Origin of the sequence: Vibrio sp. 10N.286.48.C11 (assembly GCF_041469805.1) — a bacterium.
Taxonomy (GTDB): domain Bacteria; phylum Pseudomonadota; class Gammaproteobacteria; order Enterobacterales; family Vibrionaceae; genus Vibrio; species Vibrio crassostreae_C.
The window spans coordinates 15,632-33,499 of the sequence record NZ_JBFRLK010000034.1; the positions used below are offsets into that span (position 1 = coordinate 15,632).

At 45.4% G+C, this 17,868-nt stretch carries 19 protein-coding genes; 13 read left to right on the forward strand and 6 right to left on the reverse strand.

Annotation, left to right across the window (positions count from 1 at the left end):
- Positions 1 to 18 precede the first annotated feature (18 nt).
- Positions 19 to 2,499 carry an EAL domain-containing protein gene (locus AB4209_RS09645; protein WP_017063759.1) on the forward strand — a complete coding sequence of 827 codons (2,481 nt, stop codon included), beginning with the start codon at positions 19 to 21 and terminating at the stop codon, positions 2,497 to 2,499.
- 145 nt (positions 2,500 to 2,644) lie between these two features.
- On the opposite strand, the gene AB4209_RS09650 is transcribed toward AB4209_RS09645, so the two are convergent.
- Together AB4209_RS09650 and AB4209_RS09655 are read right to left on the reverse strand one after the other, a co-directional pair.
- Positions 2,645 to 3,241: a tRNA-uridine aminocarboxypropyltransferase gene (locus tag AB4209_RS09650; protein WP_017061019.1), complete on the reverse strand. Its 597-nt coding sequence runs from the start codon at positions 3,239 to 3,241 to the stop codon at positions 2,645 to 2,647.
- Positions 3,242 to 3,243: 2 nt separating this feature from the next.
- On the reverse strand, positions 3,244 to 4,788 hold the full coding sequence (locus AB4209_RS09655) for a COG3650 family protein (protein ID WP_372055695.1): 1,545 nt from the start codon (positions 4,786 to 4,788) through the stop codon (positions 3,244 to 3,246).
- A 39-nt stretch (positions 4,789 to 4,827) separates the two neighbouring features.
- Here AB4209_RS09655 and AB4209_RS09660 point away from each other — a divergent pair, with 39 nt between their 5' ends.
- Positions 4,828 to 5,295, forward strand: a complete 468-nt coding sequence (locus AB4209_RS09660) for an EVE domain-containing protein (protein WP_017061021.1) — start codon at positions 4,828 to 4,830, stop codon at positions 5,293 to 5,295.
- An 87-nt stretch (positions 5,296 to 5,382) separates the two neighbouring features.
- Here AB4209_RS09660 and AB4209_RS09665 read toward each other — a convergent pair whose 3' ends face one another.
- A complete protein-coding gene (locus AB4209_RS09665) occupies positions 5,383 to 6,210 on the reverse strand; it encodes a Cof-type HAD-IIB family hydrolase (RefSeq protein WP_017061022.1) in 828 nt (275 codons plus the stop codon).
- A 182-nt stretch (positions 6,211 to 6,392) separates the two neighbouring features.
- Entirely contained in the window at positions 6,393 to 7,373 is a 981-nt protein-coding gene (locus AB4209_RS09670; RefSeq protein WP_229648281.1) for an alpha/beta fold hydrolase, read from the reverse strand.
- An 81-nt stretch (positions 7,374 to 7,454) separates the two neighbouring features.
- Between AB4209_RS09670 and rhtB the strand changes: the two genes are divergently transcribed.
- The 7 genes from rhtB to AB4209_RS09705 all read left to right on the forward strand — a co-directional run bounded on the left by rhtB (position 7,455) and on the right by AB4209_RS09705 (position 13,804).
- Positions 7,455 to 8,072, forward strand: a complete 618-nt coding sequence (rhtB, locus tag AB4209_RS09675) for a homoserine/homoserine lactone efflux protein (protein ID WP_017061024.1) — start codon at positions 7,455 to 7,457, stop codon at positions 8,070 to 8,072.
- Between the two features lie 45 nt (positions 8,073 to 8,117).
- Positions 8,118 to 9,338, forward strand: a complete 1,221-nt coding sequence (locus AB4209_RS09680) for an EAL and HDOD domain-containing protein (RefSeq protein ID WP_136974439.1) — start codon at positions 8,118 to 8,120, stop codon at positions 9,336 to 9,338.
- A gap of 99 nt (positions 9,339 to 9,437) precedes the next feature.
- Positions 9,438 to 9,779, forward strand: a complete 342-nt coding sequence (locus AB4209_RS09685; protein WP_372055697.1) for a metalloregulator ArsR/SmtB family transcription factor — start codon at positions 9,438 to 9,440, stop codon at positions 9,777 to 9,779.
- 40 nt (positions 9,780 to 9,819) lie between these two features.
- Entirely contained in the window at positions 9,820 to 10,821 is a 1,002-nt protein-coding gene (locus AB4209_RS09690) for an ArsJ-associated glyceraldehyde-3-phosphate dehydrogenase (protein ID WP_017061027.1), read from the forward strand.
- Positions 10,822 to 10,842: 21 nt separating this feature from the next.
- Positions 10,843 to 11,334: a cyclin-dependent kinase inhibitor 3 family protein gene (locus AB4209_RS09695; RefSeq protein WP_372055699.1), complete on the forward strand. Its 492-nt coding sequence runs from the start codon at positions 10,843 to 10,845 to the stop codon at positions 11,332 to 11,334.
- A 96-nt stretch (positions 11,335 to 11,430) separates the two neighbouring features.
- Positions 11,431 to 12,651, forward strand: a complete 1,221-nt coding sequence (gene arsJ, locus AB4209_RS09700) for an organoarsenical effux MFS transporter ArsJ (protein ID WP_029235159.1) — start codon at positions 11,431 to 11,433, stop codon at positions 12,649 to 12,651.
- A 139-nt stretch (positions 12,652 to 12,790) separates the two neighbouring features.
- Positions 12,791 to 13,804 carry an acyltransferase gene (locus AB4209_RS09705; protein ID WP_102488288.1) on the forward strand — a complete coding sequence of 338 codons (1,014 nt, stop codon included), beginning with the start codon at positions 12,791 to 12,793 and terminating at the stop codon, positions 13,802 to 13,804.
- A gap of 60 nt (positions 13,805 to 13,864) precedes the next feature.
- Here the strand turns inward: AB4209_RS09705 and AB4209_RS09710 are convergent, their stop codons facing one another.
- A complete protein-coding gene (locus AB4209_RS09710; RefSeq protein WP_017061032.1) occupies positions 13,865 to 14,194 on the reverse strand; it encodes a DUF2500 domain-containing protein in 330 nt (109 codons plus the stop codon).
- A gap of 244 nt (positions 14,195 to 14,438) precedes the next feature.
- Here AB4209_RS09710 and AB4209_RS09715 point away from each other — a divergent pair, with 244 nt between their 5' ends.
- The 4 genes from AB4209_RS09715 to AB4209_RS09730 all read left to right on the forward strand — a co-directional run bounded on the left by AB4209_RS09715 (position 14,439) and on the right by AB4209_RS09730 (position 17,479).
- Entirely contained in the window at positions 14,439 to 14,813 is a 375-nt protein-coding gene (locus tag AB4209_RS09715; RefSeq protein ID WP_004736595.1) for a hypothetical protein, read from the forward strand.
- A 927-nt stretch (positions 14,814 to 15,740) separates the two neighbouring features.
- Positions 15,741 to 16,361, forward strand: coding sequence for a lysoplasmalogenase (locus tag AB4209_RS09720; protein ID WP_017061033.1), 621 nt, complete (start codon positions 15,741 to 15,743; stop codon positions 16,359 to 16,361).
- Between the two features lie 90 nt (positions 16,362 to 16,451).
- Complete coding sequence (locus tag AB4209_RS09725; protein ID WP_372055701.1) at positions 16,452 to 16,688, forward strand: YecH family metal-binding protein; 237 nt, start codon at positions 16,452 to 16,454, stop codon at positions 16,686 to 16,688.
- Positions 16,689 to 16,894: 206 nt separating this feature from the next.
- Positions 16,895 to 17,479 carry a YhgN family NAAT transporter gene (locus AB4209_RS09730; protein WP_017063768.1) on the forward strand — a complete coding sequence of 195 codons (585 nt, stop codon included), beginning with the start codon at positions 16,895 to 16,897 and terminating at the stop codon, positions 17,477 to 17,479.
- A gap of 117 nt (positions 17,480 to 17,596) precedes the next feature.
- Here AB4209_RS09730 and AB4209_RS09735 read toward each other — a convergent pair whose 3' ends face one another.
- Positions 17,597 to 17,863 (reverse strand): DUF1145 domain-containing protein, encoded by a 267-nt coding sequence (locus AB4209_RS09735; protein WP_016784000.1) that lies wholly within the window; start codon positions 17,861 to 17,863, stop codon positions 17,597 to 17,599.
- Positions 17,864 to 17,868: the final 5 nt, after the last annotated feature.

Below are 17,868 nucleotides of genomic sequence, written 5' to 3' on the forward strand. Positions count from 1 at the left end.
GTAACGATTAATGTGAATATGCAGTCGACTTCTCTCCTGATACAAGACATTGAGCAAACCCAACGTGAATTGGAAAAGATAGATTTTCATCAACATGAAAGCCTACTGATTCAGGTGTTTTCGTCTTTCGAGAAAGGTTCTGTTTTGGCTGCCTGCCAAGTGATTCAATCGACTTTTCCCAATGCCAAATTGATTGGTTGCAGTGCTAACCACTACATTAGTCAAGGTGTCATCCTGCACCAAGGTCTTTATCTGATTGTTACCCGCTTTGACGCGACGTCTTACTCTTGTGGTGTTGTCGAATATAGCGAACAACCATTGCTCGATAGCCACGCTATGTGGCAACAGCTTGAGTGCAATGATAATACTCAAAGCATCATCTGTTTCGCAGACCGCTTGCAGATAAATAACCGAGATCTATTTTCAGCTTTTGAGCAGTCGATGTATTCATTACCGATCTGTGGCGGTGCATCGACCATCACAGATAATGGGCGATGGGTGATGTTAGACGGCATTTGCTATGAAAATGCCTATGTGATGTTGGCGCTGCACAGTGTTGAGCTCTCCATCGCTAAGGGTTACTACACTGAATGGAATCCGATAGGTCGAACTTTTCGAGTGACAGGTGCTCAAGAGAACCGGTTGTTGGAACTGGATGGGATGCCTGTTCGCGAACTCTACAATCGTTACCTCGCTGATGGCCTCGAAGTGCCTTTTGAGCAACTGCATAACTTTCCCTTGATGGTCGGTGACCCGAAAGAGCAAAACATTCACTTACCGCTCAAGGTAACGGAAAGTGGAGAGATAGAATTCAGCGGCCTGTTCCAAGTGGGCGATGAGGTCCGGTTTTGTTATGACCATCCATCACTGACCTTAGAGCAGATACGACTGGGCGTGCAGCAGATCGCCTCTCATAGGCCAGAACAGTTCTTCATTTATAACTGTACATCTCGTATCGACTTTATTGATGGCAACCAAGAGGTTGAGGTTTTCCAAAAATTGGCCGACAGCTATGGCGTTTACTGCATGGGAGAACTTTATCAAGAGAATGGCCAACAGCGAATCTTGCACCATAGCCTCACTTATCTTGCGCTTAGAGAAGGCGAGGGTAAGGCGGTATTGCCATTAGAGACGCAACCCGCGACCAACATATCCCCTCTGTTTTCATTGATCCGAAATGCACTGCTTGATGTCGATGACATGAACAACAGCATGGCGAGTAAGATTCAGCAGCAAGCCACTGCATTGACGGCAAGCTATCGAATTGATCACCGTACAGGTTTACCCAATCGAAGTGTGCTGCGTGAGAAACTGTCGAAGATGAGCAGTGATAGCCACTTACTAGCTTTGAAGGTCACGACCTTTGGTCAGATCAATGAGAAGTATGGTTATCGAGTAGGTGACAAGCTTCTGCATGATTTGAGTGAGTACTTTCAAAAGGCGCTGTGGCAGTTCTTTGATGAGGGCTGTCAGCTCTACAGTATCGGTATTGGTGAGTGGGCGGTGGTGTTTGATAGTTGGGCGAGCCAAGAACATATTCATCAGCGATTCTCGGAATTTGCCGATCAAACCGAGCATGTGAATTTTGAGCCTACCGGTTTACCCGATATTGATTACTTGTCGGTGTCTATCTGTGCGGGTATCGCCAGCCGTCGAGATTTCCCGACTACCTCTATTGATGACTTATTGTTGAAGGCGATTGATGCGAGGCGCAGCGCTGTCAGCCAGAACAAGCACCTAGTGAGCGCCAAGGCACTCATTCAATTGGAGAAGCATCGCCAAGAGCAACTTGGTTGGCTGTCGTGCGTGAGTCGCGCGGTGCTTAATCAGAATATTGTGGCGTGCTCTCAGCCCATAGTTTCAGCACACAGTCATCAGGTAGAGAGCTACGAGTGTTTGGTTCGAATTGAAGAGGACGGTCAGTTAATTGCACCGGGTAAGTTCTTGCCAATCATTGAAGGAACCCATCTCTATACACGCCTCAGTCGTCAGATGATAACGCGCACCTTCGATTTTATGAGTCAGCGAACCGATTCGTTCTCAATTAATTTAGCGCCACAAGATTTCAGCAATGAGAAAACCATTCTTCACCTTGAACAAGCGATCAAGAAAATCAGTCACCCACAGCGTATTGGCTTGGAGGTGTTAGAAACGGAACAAATTCAGGATTACGGTCGCTTGATTGAGGTGTGTAATCACTTCCGCGATCTTGGTGTGAATATTATTGTTGATGACTTTGGTTCGGGCTATTCGAACATTGATGAGATATTGAAGCTAGAACCACAGGTGATCAAGCTTGATGGCAGTTTGATTCGCAATATTGATAAAGATAAAAAGCAGCGCAAGATCGCTCAGCAGTTGGTGAGCTTATGCCAGATTCTGAATGCTAAGACGGTGGCGGAGTTCGTTCATAATGAGCAGGTGTGCCGTATTGCTGAAGACATGGGGGTCGATTACTTGCAAGGGTATTACTTTGGTCAACCTCAGCGTTTGTTTTGATGGAGCGAGCGTTTCACGTGAAACACTGGTTGGCTCAATAACGAAAATACGATGTAAAAAGGGTGAGCTTATGGCTCACCCTTTTTGTTTTTAGTGTCTGTCTCGTCCTGAAATGTGTTTTTACCTTCCCGCGCGCCTGCTTGGTCTATTTGAGGGCGTGGCCACACTTGTCGGCGTGGAACACTTTTAGATAATGCTGGTAGTAGTCATCAATGAGCTTGGCAGATTCACTTTCACCTAAAGATTTGAGTAACTCAATACCCACTTCACAAGTACACAAGTGGCCACTGTCTTGGTTGCGGCGCAAGGTGTATGAAGATTCGCTGGTAATATCGAGGTGAACTTGCGGAACGGCTTGTAACCACGAGCTCTTGTTAAGCATCTTCTTCGCTTCTTGCCATGTGCCATCCAAGATGATGAATAGCGGCTTACGGCTCTGGGCTTGGGTCATTACAGCTTGCTGGCACTCGACACTTTGATCACTTGGGAATAAAAGAAACGGTTGTCGTGTTTCATCGTCAAGCAGTGCGATGAGCTCCGCTGGTGGTGTTTTCCTTTGCCATACAATGGACTGACACTGATCAAGGGATTGCTGAAGCAGCTTCCCTGTATTGGTATCGCGTGACAGTTCATTCTCATGAGTGAGCAGTACAAGATCGATTTGGCTTGCGACACTAGGTATCAGGTGACAAATACATTGGTGAGTGAAGCTACAACCATGGCAAGCTTGTTGGTTACTCATGTTTACAACTTCACTCCACTTTGTGCGGGTGAGATACCATCAGCAAACAAAACCACGTCGCTGATATCAGCATCATCTGCAACTGGAGCGACACTTGGGTTTAGCGGGTAGCTGACACCAGAGTATGAAAGTGTGTGTTTCGCCGGTGTTGCACCGCCGCCACTGACATTGAAGATCAGATCCTGCCAGCCGTGGTTTTGCGATTTACCTAAGCGTATGTCGCCCTTAACCAGTGTCACTCGGCTATTGAAGCGCCAGTTATCTTGATGGTTTTCGAAAATTAGCAGTGTACAGCCACCAGAACCACACCAATCGAGTTGGGCGAACAGCTCTTCTTTACCGTCGCCGTTGAGGTCGTAGGTTAACCAGCGGTATTTAGTGTCGTCAGGTGAGTTGTTGTTGATCTTAAAGTATTCGCGGATCGCTTGGTCGACTTTTGGATCAAGCTGATCGCTGGAGTTCACCTGCTTTGCGGTTAGATCAACGTTAGTGGTGGTGTTTACTTGTGCTTGCGCACTCTTAGCTTCGAATAGCACCAGACCGCCATTGGCAATCGGATACACCACGTTGCCCACTTTCTCTTTTTCAGCGATTAGCTTGCCATTATCGAGTGTGAAGATGCGCTCGGAGATCAAATATTGTTGCTGGTGGCGAGTCATAACCACTTGTACCTGATTTTGGTTCAGTTGCTGCCAGAAGCCTTGTTCAACAATAGAAGGGTCTCCATTGCTGTATGAATAAGTCGTGATAGCACTGTGGTCATTGTTGAGTTCAAGGTTGATAGAGAACCCTGAGTTTTGCGTTGAGCTAGCGAAGTAGAGTCCGCTCCAGTCCAGCGTTGGATCTTGGTTAGAGACCGTCGCACAGCCATTGTAGTTACTGTCATTGAGGTTAAGCTTGGCATGCCATCCATAGATAGAATCGCTCATGCCGTCGCTACAGCTCTCTTTCGTAAGGTTGAGTTTGCCTTGCGCAGCTTTACCTTCTAATTGGTAGTCACGGCTGCTCGATGTGGTGCGGCTTGATTCAATATCGAGGGTCTGTGGCTGTTCGCCCATCTTGGTGTATTTCAGCTGGTCTTTATCGAAGGTTGCTGACCAGAAGGGTTCATTACCAAATACTCGTGTTGAGCGCAGCGGTTGGACGCAGCGATCTGGGTTCTCTGCGGTTAGGATGTTCACTTGGTCAACCACGAAACGCGCTGTGAAATCTGCGTTATAACCCGTTTGGCTCGGCACGGTTAGGTGACCAATCAGCTCGCCATATAAGGCTTGGTAAGGTCTCGTTGAGAGCCCTTGTGCTTCTAACGCTAACTCTGGAGATAAGTCTAACCAGTATTGTTGTTGGCTACCGCAAGGAGTGAAGGTTCGGCTTTCATGGCCAACCACCACCTGACCACGCATGATGAAGGTTTGCGGTTGAATGCTCAGTGGCTCATCCAAGTTTGCTGGGGGCTGTTCAGGTTGTTGCGGCGTATCAGGTGCCGTAACACAGCCTTGTAGAGCGAACGCGACTAGCCATGTCACTGGGTTTTTCATTACCTTCATGTTATATCTTCCTCGGAGCAACCGTTAATTGGATTTATTATGGCATATTGGTTATTTAAAACAGAACCCGACACCTTCTCTATTCAGACTCTTAGAGTACAAAAAACCTCTTGTTGGGAGGGTGTACGCAACTATCAGGCTCGAAACATGATGCGTGATGACGTCAAGCTTGGCGATCTGGTGATGATATACCACTCATCATGTAAAAAAGTTGGCGTAGCGGGGATCGCTAAAGTAACCAGAGAAGCCTACCCAGACCACTTTCAGTTCGACCCTGAGAGTGATTACTACGATCCTAAGTCTTCACCCGATAACCCACGCTGGATCATGGTGGATGTCGAGTTTGTGCGAGTGACTGAGCGCTTGATTCCTTTGGTTACGCTTAAAGCCATGCCTGAACTCTCCGAAATGCCCTTGGTGAAACGCGGTAATCGCTTATCGATCATGCCGGTTACCGAACAAGAGTGGCAGGCAATCTTAAGCAAAGAAGTGTTAGGTTCTCGATAGCGTTAGAGAGAGCTTTTTACGTAAGGTTCAAAAAAGGCTGCCAGTTGGCTGCCTTTTTATTTATTCAGATCTGTTCAACGAGCGAGATTAGAGCAGATGCTTTTCTAGGTAGTGAGCAACGGCATCGTCTGCGTTACTGCCAATCACTTCATTGTCAGGTAGTGCTTTCATCACTTTCTCATGTGATGTACCCATGATTAGACCTTTACCCGCCATAGCCAGCATTTCAGCGTCGTTCATGCCATCACCAAAGGCAACACAGTTATCCAGAGTCAGGTTTAGTGATTTTGCAACAGCGTCTAGAGCGTGGCCTTTAGAGACTTCAGCTGCCATCACTTCCAGACACCAAGGTGTAGAGAAGGCGATGTTCAGTTTGTCGCCAAAAGCATCTCTTAGCTTTTGTTCAAACGTGACGAGATATTCGTGGTCTTGTTCTGGATGTGTGAAGAAGACTTTCGCGATGCCTTCGCTTGGTGCGTTTTCAGCTTCAAAGCGCTTGTAGCTAAAGCCAGACTCACTGTGGAATTTAGCCAACATTTCATCTTCACGGTCTAGTAACCAATCTTCATTCTGGTACATGTGAATAAAGAGGTTTGGATCTTGGCGCACAATATCAATAACTGGCTGAACGAGTTCCTGAGGTACGTTCTGGCTATACATCAGTTGATCGTTTTGGTCATGCACGCGTGCACCGTTTGAAGTGATCATGTACGCCGGAATACCTGCTATCTGACGAATACCCGCCACATCGACGTGGTGACGACCCGTAGCGAAGATGAAGGTATAACCTTGGTCGTGTAATTTCTTAAGCGTTAGCTTGGTAAAGTCGCTTAGCTGATGGTTGGGAGCCAAAAGCGTACCATCTAAATCAGAAGCAACAATTTTCACGGAATCTTTTAGTGCAGGAATACTCATTTAACCCTCATTGCAAAATGCTTAACCAATATTGACGCTAGCCAGCGCTAGAATCGTTTTAACTACAATATCTCTAGGTAGAAATTGTATGCCAAATTCATGCAAGAAAAGAGGGCAAAGCTCACTTACTTCTCTTCCTCTTTAGCGCTTATTTTCTTGGTAGGTTGCTTAGCCTATTAGCTCTAGGCGAAAAACTGATTGATCGCATCCAGTGTTTGATTGCGATATTCATCCTGCTCAAACAACACCTCATGCCTAGAACCCTCAATCAACTTAAACTGACAATCAGAGTTGGTTTTCTTCAGCTTAGAGATGAACTTTACTTGAGCACTGTTACTGACAATCTTTTCATCCCCAGCTTGAATCAATAGCAGAGGGATCTTGATTTGACGAGTTTGTTGAATTGCTTGCTTGGCGGCCATTAACCCTTGCCACACCCAACGCGTGCTTGGTCCACCCACCTGCAAAGATGGAGACTCGTCATATAAGCGGCGGAACCACTGATAGCGAACCTTACTGTGGCTCAGTAAGTTGTTTTCAAAAGGCTTCGAATAATATGCTTGCTGGCCCGGCGCGTAAGTTGGCTTGGCATAAAAAGCGGTAAGCACTTGTCCAACGATCATCGCGATAGGTTTCAGGTACCACTCGGTATTGATACCAAACATCGGAGCGCACAGAGTCACCTTATCAAACGGGTGGTCTGGATGGGTTTGTAGGTAGCGAGTGGCTATGGTGCTGCCCATTGAGTGTGCGAGCAGGTAGCGATTGGAATACTTACTGAGATCAAAACTGGCAATGACGTCAGACATGTCAGATGCATAATCATCAAACTCATGAATGTGACCAATGTCAGAGTCTGTTACCATACGTTCAGACTGGCCTTGACCTCGGTGGTCAAATGAATAAACGTCATAGCCTTGTTGATAAAAATCATAAAAGATTTCTTGGTATTTTTGGCAGCATTCGATACGGCCATTTGAAATCACAATAGCTTTGCTGTGCTTTTCTGAGGTGAGGCTGCACCAGTACAGTTTCTTTTTACCAGACGATGTTAAATACCCCTCTTTTCTTTGTTGCCAAAGAGCGTTGATCGGGTGTTTAATCGCATGATCGAACTGAGGTTCTTGAGTGTAAGGGAAGGTGGCTTCGCTGTGGTTTTCCATGGGAAATTACCTGAACTGATGCGTGTGAGAGCTTTATTGCTACTAATGTTGTTAGATTAAAGAACTAGTAAGGAAATGCAAATGGATACTCATGTCTGGCTTGCTTATGTTGTCACAGCGATTTTGTTTAGCTTGGCTCCGGGCTCGGGTACCGTTAACTCAATCAGTAATGGGCTTAGCTATGGCACTAAAAAGTCACTCGCATCAATTGTTGGCTTACAGCTTGGTCTTGCGTTTCACATTATGCTGGTGGGCGCGGGTATCGGTGCACTCGTTGCTAAGTCTGCGTTGGCGTTCACCATCATTAAGTGGGTCGGCGTGGTGTACTTACTTTGGTTAGGTATTCAAAAGTGGCGTGATAGCTCGAGCCTAGTAGCATCTGAAGAAAGCTCTACTCTGTCGAGTGGCAAACTGCTGAGAAACGCTGTGCTTATCAACCTAACTAACCCGAAATCAATCGTGTTTTTGGTGGCTTTGTTTCCTCAGTTTATTGACCCTACACAACCTCAAGCACCTCAGTTATTAGTGCTAGGTGTGACGACAGTATTCATTGATAGCGTTGTTATGTTGGGTTACACCTCATTAGCGTCACAAATGGGACGTTTTATTCGCTCTGATCGCATAATGGGTAAGATAAATAAAATATTTGGTGGTATGTTCATGGGCTGCGGTGCTTTGCTAGCTGCCGCGAAAGCTTAGATTAAGCGACTGAGTTATAGTTAAACCAATCAGAGTTATCAAGAAATGACCGCTACATACGTTGCTCGACAACCTATCTTAAATCGCAAGAGGAATACACTCGGCTATGAGTTGTTATTTCGCGATGGAGAAAAGAATGCGTACCCAGCGCATATTGAGTCTAATCGAGCAACGTATCGTCTGATTGTTGAGAACTTCTTGTCTGTTGGTCTTAACCCTTCTATTCCATCTTCACGCTGCTTTATCAACTTCCCTTATCAAAGTTTGATTCGTCGACTGCCCTTAAGTTTGCCGAAAGATAAGGTGGTGGTAGAGATTCTGGAAACCTGTAAACCAACAGATGAATTGTTGGAAGCGGTTAAAGACCTTTACCAAGCGGGTTACATGATTGCCCTAGATGATTTTACTTCGACCCCAGAATGGGAACGTTTCCTTAAATACACGCATATCGTAAAGCTCGATATTATGCAGATGGGTTTGGATGAAGCGTGTGATTTGGTTAGGGCGCATCAAGGGAAAAAGTTTAGCTTTTTGGCGGAGCGCGTTGAGACCGAACAAGAATTCCAGCAAGCCAAAGAGGCTGGCTTTAAGTTTTTCCAAGGTTACTTTTTCAATAAACCGGAAATCATCAAGAGTAAATACATTAGCCCTGAGCAAGTGATTGCTATGGAGCTGTTTCAAGAAGTGTGTAAGCCCGATGTGGACTTTCAACGGGTGGAGAGCATTGTCGCGAAAGATGTGGCGCTCTCATATAAGCTGCTGCGTTTTGTGAATACTATGTCGCCGCGCCTTGAAGTGACCATCTCTTCTTTTCGTCAGGCTTTGGTGTATCTAGGTCAAGAGAAACTGAAAATGTTTGTGTCGTTAGCCGTCGCCTCTTATGTCTCTGATAAAAAGCCGAAAGAGCTGTATGGATTGTCCCTACAGCGTGCTCAGTTTTGTCAGCGTATGTCTCGCTATCAGGCATTTGAAGGGTATAGAGAACAGGCCTTTATGATTGGCTTATTCTCCTTGTTGGGTGCTCTGTTGGACTTGTCGTTAGAGAACTTAGTCGAGCAGTTGCCGCTGTGTAAAAGTATCAAGGTTGCTCTATTACGTAGGGAAGGGCCTTACGGTACTTTGCTTGCCCTTGAAGAGAGCTTTGAGCATGCGGATTGGCAGCAGATTGATGAGCACTGCGCTGATTTAGGGCTTAGCGTGGATCAGGTGAAAACTGAACTTACAGAAGCGCGTCGCTGGAGTCACACAGTGACCAACAAGCTGTAGTGTTGCTTTATTAAACTTTTATGACATTTAAAACGCACGCCTTGACGTGCGTTTTTTTACAACTAATATATGCGCATATCCATATATGAGTATGTAGTTATGCTTCCTCACCAATTTTTTAAATTACTGTCTGATGAAACGCGAGTGCGTTGCTTAATGTTGATTGTGCGCCAAGAGTGCCTTTCTGTTGGTGAGTTGACTCAGGCATTGCAAGAAAGTCAGCCAAAGGTTTCTCGCCACCTTGCGCAGCTGCGCTCAAACGGCATTTTGACTGACGTTCGCCAAGGGCAGTGGGTGTTTTACCGCCTGTCACAAGATTTACCGGGTTGGATGCTAAAGTTAATTGATGACCTTATCGCATCGAACTGTTTGAAAACTGAATACCAGCAAGACATTGAGCGTCTAGAGTCGATGAACTCACGCCCAGTATGTTGCGTTTAAGTCTTAATTTAAGTTTCACCACTAACTGAGAGAACACAAAATGACAGTTAAAGTAGGTATTAATGGTTTTGGTCGTATTGGCCGTCTAGCACTTCGCGCAGCATTCGATTGGGATGAGCTAGAATTTGTTCAAATTAACGATGTTGCTGGCGACACAACAACACTGGCCCACCTTCTAGAATTTGATTCAGTTCAAGGTCGCTTTCACCACGAAGTAACTGCAGAAGGCGATGAGATGATCATTAATGGCCAGCGCATCAAGACCACACAAGAGCGCGACATCGATGCGATCGACTGGTCTGGTTGTGATGTGGTTATCGAAGCGACAGGTGTTCACCGTAAGACCTCTTTCCTAAACAAATACCTAGAGCAGGGCGTGAAACGTGTTGTGGTATCGGCGCCAGTGAAAGAAGAAGGCATCGCAAACATCGTTGTTGGTGTGAATGACAATATCTTCGACCCTGCGGTACACAAAATCGTAACGGCAGCGTCTTGTACAACCAACTGTATCGCGCCAGTGGTTAAGGTGATCAACGAGAAGCTTGGTATCGAGAACGCAGCCTTCACCACTATTCACGATTTAACTAACACGCAAACTATTCTTGATGCGCCGCACAAAGACTTACGCCGCGCACGTGCATGTGGCATGAGTCTTATCCCAACAACGACGGGCAGCGCCAAAGCGATTGTTGAGATCTTCCCTGAGCTAGAAAACCGCATCAACGGCCACGCAGTTCGTGTACCGCTAGCGAACGCTTCTCTGACAGACATCATCTTCGAAGTGAAGCAAGACACCACGGCAGAAGAAGTTAACGCGATGCTGAAAGAAGCGTCTCAGAATGAACTAAAAGGCATTCTTGGCTTTGAAGAGCGTCCACTGGTTTCTATCGATTACAAAGGTGACCAACGCTCAACAATCGTGGATGCACTATCAACGATGTTGGTCGGTAAGCGCATGGTTAAGATCTACGCTTGGTACGATAACGAGATGGGTTACGCAACACGTACTGCTGAGCTGGTTCGTACCGTTGGCCTTGCTTAATAAGAATCTGGAGAAGATATAATGACACATCCAACTTGGGAACTAGAAGTAGAGACTGGCGCATTAGTTCTAACACCATGCCCTGGCACAAAAGAAGCAACGCTTGATGCATCACTGGCTCAGCTAAAAGAGCAAGGCGTTGAAGCTATCGTGACAGCACTTGATGACCATGAGCTTGCAAGCAAAGACGTGGCGGCACTTGGTGAAAAAACAAGTGCGTTAGGTATGCAATGGTTCCAGATCGAAATTGAAGACGACTGTGCACCGGGTGCTGGTTTTGCTGCGAAGTGGCAAGCAGCTAGCCCTGAGCTACATAACATCGTCGATAACGGCGGCAAGGTTGCAATGCATTGTATGGGCGGCTCTGGTCGCACTGGTTTGTTCGCAGCTCACCTACTGTTAGAAAAAGGCTGGGATTTGAGCAAGGTAGTTCAAGAGGTGCAGGCACTGCGTCCAGGTGCCTTCACTAAACCTATCCAGGTTGAATACATTAATGGCGTAGCGAATAGCTAATAGTCATCAGTGTTAGACAGGGAGCTTTTGGTATCTGGAGTGTTGAACTTATCATGATCCAAAAGCTCTTTTTGTTTAGATTGCAGAGATAGCGTTATGTTTTCAAATCTAAGTAAGAGCGTTCGCCAATACATGTTGGTGACTTTTAACTACTGGAACTTCACCATTACTGATGGTGCACTTCGCATGTTGGTGGTTCTGTATTTTTACGACCTTGGCTACAGTTCGTTAGAAATCGCCTCACTGTTCCTTTTCTATGAATTCTTTGGTGTGGTGACGAACCTAATCGGTGGCTGGTTAGGGGCACGTCTTGGCCTCAATAAGACCATGAATATCGGGTTAGGCATGCAAGTTGTCGCCTTGGGTATGCTCGCGGTGCCAACGGCAATGCTGACCATTCCTTGGGTCATGGCGGCGCAAGCCTTGTCTGGTATCGCTAAAGACCTCAATAAGATGAGTGCCAAGAGTTCGATTAAGACTCTGGTTCCTGATGAACAACAAGGCGCGCTTTATAAGTGGATTGCGATTCTGACCGGATCTAAGAATGCGCTTAAAGGGGCAGGCTTCTTTATTGGTGGTTTACTACTTTCAACGATTGGCTTCCAATACGCTGTGCTTGCGATGGCTGCCGTGTTGGCATTGGTCTTCGTTGGCAGTGTGTTGAGCTTAGAAGCGGACATGGGTAAAGCGAAAACTAAACCTAAGTTTAAACAGATCTTCTCTAAGTCTGAATCCATCAACATCCTATCCGCAGCACGTATGTTCCTGTTTGGCGCTCGTGATGTGTGGTTTGTGATTGCTTTGCCGATTTACCTAGGCAGCGTGTTTGGGTGGGATCACTCATGGGTGGGTGGCTTTTTAGCGGCTTGGACCATCGCATACGGCTTTGTGCAGGGCATTGCACCCAAGATTACTGGTAAAGCACAAGGCAAGGTGCCTGATGGACATGCAGCGCTATTATGGGCGGGGGCGTTGGCTATCGTGACTGCAGGTATTGCCTATGCGGTGCAAATTGGCTGGCAACCCGAGTTCGTTATTATCGGTGGCTTGATGGTGTTTGGTGCCATCTTTGCGGTGAATTCATCGCTGCACTCATACCTTATTGTGAGTTATGCGAAAGGTGATGGCGTTTCTCTTGATGTCGGTTTCTACTACATGGCAAACGCGATGGGCCGTTTGATTGGCACGATATTGTCGGGCTTGGTATTCCAAATGGCCGGTTTGTCTGCGTGTCTGTGGGTATCTTTTGCGTTCTTAGCGATAACGACGGTGATCTCTCTGCGTTTACCTAAAGTGCCGCAAATCTCAGCAGCATAAGCTTCAGCAGCACGAGCTAAATTCGTATGAGCTAAATTCGCGATAAGCCTCTCCTTTAACACTAAGCTGACTTGGTATTTATTCCAGTCAGCTTTTTTATTGCTATAGTAGAATGATTGAATATTAATCAGGCATTTACATGAAGCAGCGAATTCTCTTTTTTGATTTAGCACGATGTGTTGCGGCCATAGCAGTTATCGCGATTCATGTTTTGGCGCCTTATCGGAATGAATTAGGCACTATTCCTTTCGGTGAGTGGCTGACCGCCATTACGGTGAACGGTTTCAGTCGTTGGGCGGTGCCGGTGTTCATCTTGATTACTGGTGCACTGATGCTCAGTGATCAGCGCCCGTTTGACGCCAAATACTACCTCAAGCGTCGTCTGGGCAAGGTACTGATCCCTTTCATTGTCTGGTCGCTTTTCTATACCTATCTGTCGGGTTGGTCGGCAATGGGCTTTGATGCCGACGTCAGTTGGGATGTGCTACTTAATAGCTACCATCATTACACCTATTACCACCTTGGTTTCTTCTATTACTTCATCCCACTCTATTTTGTGATTCCGTTCTTGCAGATCATGGTTAGAAAGTACGGTGATAGATCGGTCTATGCCTTTACGGCGGTATGGTTGTTCACAACATTGCTGTTCTTACTGAAAATCGATGGCCCTTGGAGTCACGAATTGTGGTTGTACACCGGTTACTTACCATTGGGTTACTTGCTGTATAAGATTGTGCCACTTAACAAGATGACCGTTGGCGTGAGTGTGTTACTGGGTGGGCTAGCGTTACTAACCACGGTTTACATGGTGGTTGATGCAAGCTTGGTAGCAGAAGAGTACACGGTAGGGCGCTGGCTATCTTACAAAACGTTGAATACCGTATTAGCGGCGAGCATGGTGTTCATGGTATGCCGTTACTATGGTGAAGGCCTGTCTGAGAAGAGTAACCAAGTGGTTGGCTTTATCAGTAAGCACAGCTTAGGTATTTACCTGCTGCACCCGATTTTCTTGTGGCCGATGAAAGAGTTTGGTTGGTACCAAGGACATCCGGCATGGGTTATTCCATTATGGATTGTGATCAGCGGAGCTGGCGCATTATGGATGAGCTGGTTGGTGTCTAAGTCAGAGAAAACGCGTTGGTTATTGCCTTAGCGGTGATTGCTAAGGCTTTCTGATGGATTGCTTAGGGACGACAGTTGAAGCGGCTGACGTTTAGCGCTTCAACGCAAAGTGTAAGAACTTATCGCCTTGGTAGGTTAAGGTTCCTTTGTCGCCAGGGTTAAGGGCGTGGAAATAGTGGATGCCGACTTGGAATTCTCGCTTCGGACCAACCACACCACGTTGAACGTAAATCCAGTACTCTTGATCTTCTTGGCCCGGTTCTGCGTCAGGAAGGTCGATCGATTGTTTGTCTAACACCGTGACATTCACTTTCTTCTCTGGCGCATTTTCACCTTGCGAGTGTTTTCGATAGAAACCAATAAATACCCAAGCCGCTAGAGCAGCGAGAGCAAAGATGGCAAAAAAGAGTGAATTAGGCATATAACCTCCATGTAGTCGTGATGGTTATTCTAGTCTTTCAGGCAATAGGGATATGTGTTTAAAGCCGTTATTCGTGAACTGTTGTAAGCCAAGCTGATTATTTTTCGGCAGACATCACATTTAATGGTCAGTTTGGGATAAAGCATTGTTATTTATTGTCTCTTTCTCTCGTAAATAACAGTGATTTTGTATAAGAATAGGGAAATGCTCGACTAGAATTATAGTGTGGAGTGGGAGGGCTAAGATGACCGATATTGAAAAAGTGGTGACAAGAACTCGCAATATAGAGAAATTATTGAGGCTTCAATATCATGCCGAAGGCGAAGGATTGCATGAGCTTGTAACAAGCTGTGAAGAAAGGCTACCGCACGATATGGTGAGCAAGCTGCGCTATATCGCAACGTGTCGTAATAAGGTAGTCAATGAACATGAGGCTAAGTTGGAAGACCAACATAAGTTCATCATGATGTGTAACGACTGTGAGAAGGAGCTGACTCCACGTAGTGGTCGTTTTATCTGGCGAGTTGCGATCTTACTGATGATGGCAATGACTTTAGCTGCCGCAGGTTTCTATTATGCGAACTGGGATGTGCTAACACTGCATCTGTTTTCGAAGTGAAAAAATTGAACAAAAAAAGGGACGCTCATGGCGTCCCTTTTTTTATCTGTAACTTGCTTAGTACATCATCGGTAGTGTCATTAGACCTACAACTACCGCGATCATTACAAGTCCTTGTCTTTGCGAAGATGAAATCATAACACTACTCCTAAATTTGGTTGTCTCTCGCTATGTTTTAAAGAATAGCACTACTTATGGCCTTAGATCAAGAATTACTTTCGAAAGCTTTAAAAGTAGTAGAAAACTATGAGTTTTTGGCTTGTTTGGCAGTGTTTAACTGTGTTTTATGGTGTGTTCTTAATTTGTTCGTTGTGATTTATGTTTGTTCTAATTTGATTTAACTTGTTGTTTTGTAATGGTTGTTTTGTGTAATTTATATTGTTAAAGGTTGTTAAACTGTATTAATAGAGGTTGGTGGTGGCTAGGTTGGTTTTGGTTGGTTTTTTAAGTTTTCGGCTTGGTTTTTGTGGCGATTTTTACCGGAGGCTTGAAATAACCTGACAAAACTGGGCGTTAAAAAAGAAAACTGGCTACTTTACAAGTCTAGGCTTGGTTGGCGTTTTTATTTTCCTATTAATCTTGAGTTTGTTTATTTAAGTTATTGTTATTATTTACTTTAAATGTGGTTATTTTAATTTTTTAAGTGTGGTATTTTACGGAATTAGGCCGGTTTTGGTGGGGTCGATAGGTTAGAATTGGCCAAAATTCAAGTATGGCGACTCTAATGCCAGTTTGAATGGGTTTTATGATGATTCGTTCTAGTTTTAAACGAATGGCCATTGTCATGGTGGTAATTGTTACGACTTCAATCTAAAGAGACTCTTTTTAGTGGAAGCGTAATCAAGATCCAATTTTGAGGGGCTGAGGCTTTACATCAACACTCGTGTGCCTAGACTGGCGACGATTTAAAGCAATAGGGCAAGTGGTATGTGGAGTTGGTTAGCGGTTTCCTTATCTGGTATCGGAGCAATAGCAGGAACGAAACATGGACATATCGGTCAGGCCTTATCGTATAAGGTATTTACCTTTGTATTATTAGCGACAATTGCTTTAACTCAGTCGGTTGTGGCTGACTTTACCTATTGGATAGTTGCGGGGTTGGCTATCTCTGCGATCGCAGATGTGCTTCATACTCTCACTCAAAAACGCCCTCTGCATTTTGTCTGCTTCTTATTGGCTCAACTCTGTTACAGCAAAGCTTTTTGGTTACAGCTATCAGGTGAAATGGTTTGGTGGTTGTTCGCGCTGTTATTGGCAGCTTGCGTTGTTGCTTTCTTTTTACTGCTGCCACGCTTAGACAAACTCGTTTTTCCCGTGGTCATCATGGGCATTGTGCTTATTCAGTTAGCATGGGCTTCTGGTGAGGTTTGGCTGCTGGATCCTCAGTTATCACACGCGGTCGGTTTTGCTGGCTGTAGCGTGCTGCTCCTTTCGGCCTTAGCTTATGCGCTAAACAGTTACCGCAGCCCAATCAAGGGCGCTTACTTTTGGGTAACGGGCAGTTACTTTCTCGCACACGCATTCATCGTCGCATCGATTACTATTTAGGGTAGAGCTCTCTCAAGCCTGAGCTACATCAAAACGGCGTTGCTAAAACTCGGTACTCTACGTGTAATTCATTAAACATGAGATTGAGTTATGACGACTGAAATTCACGCACACAACGTTTTAAACCTGCTTAGTGAAAAGCCACTGACTCGCGAAGAGCTAACATTAGCGCTTGCTCAAACCTATGGCGAAGAAGCTCGCTTCCATACTTGTAAGCTCAATGGTCTGGATTTAGATAGCCTGTTGAAGTTTTTCTTGAAGATGGAAAAGGTTGTCGTTGTCGATGATAAGTTTTGCACTAACCGCGAACGTGTGTGTAATCACTAATTCTTAGTGGCTTGTTTTATTCGTGAATAAAGAGTGGGTGCATGTTTCGGCTCCACTCTTTTCATTACCTTTCAATCTGCTTTCGCTAATTTGCCTTCTTATAACATCCCCTTTTAAAAGCATCAGTTAACCCGCTTATCACTGCGTTCGAAAATCAATGTTGAGGCTGCTATACTCCGCGCACTTACGCTTTTCGAGACAAACTTATGGAAATTTTATCTGCAGCAACCATGCTGTTTCTTATTATGGACCCGCTTGGCAATCTACCAATCGTGCTCTCTATCCTTAAGCATATTGATCCGAAGCGTCGCCGTATTGTTCTTGTTCGTGAACTGATGTTTGCGCTGGTTATCCTGCTGTTGTTCTTGTTTGCTGGTCAAAGCATCATGAACTTCCTGCACGTGCAGCCTGAAACCTTGAGTATCTCTGGCGGTATTATTCTATTCATCATCGCGATTAAGATGATTTTCCCAAGTGCGGGTAGTATTACTGGCCTCGCGGCGGGTGAAGAACCGTTTATTGTGCCGATGGCGATCCCAATGATTGCTGGCCCTTCAGTGATTGCGGCATTGATTCTGTTGTCGACACAGCACCCTGACAATATGTTAGAGCTTTCAGGCGCAGTGATGCTGGCTTGGGGTGCTACCTTCTTTATTCTGATGTTTAATGGCTTCTTCCTGCGAGTGCTGGGAGAGAGAGGTCTTAAAGCCATCGAACGCTTGATGGGCTTGTTGTTGGTTATGCTGTCGACGCAAATGTTCCTCGATGGTGTGAAAGGCTACATGGGCTAACATCAATATCATTGCTGAATAAAAAAACGCCGCTTAAATGAGCGGCGTTTTTGTCTCTACTGTTTCTGTCATGATGTTTTCTGTAGCTAAGCGTTTTATATCTGGACTTAAGCTCGATTACATCATGTGTTTGCGTCGGATATCGAGTAAGGCGAAGACACCGAAAATCAATATTGACCACTTCTCCCAACGTGACATCTCGATCTTATCGCCGAATGCACCGATGAAAATCAGCATCTGCAGGCCGTGCATGAAGAACAAGAATGCGGTCATGATATAAAGCGCAATCGCAGCATTACCCGGAAACGGGTAGAAAATATTTACGATTAAGATAAACCAAACAAAGGCGATGGCTGCTTTTGCTAGTGGAAGCAAGAACTTCATTCAAT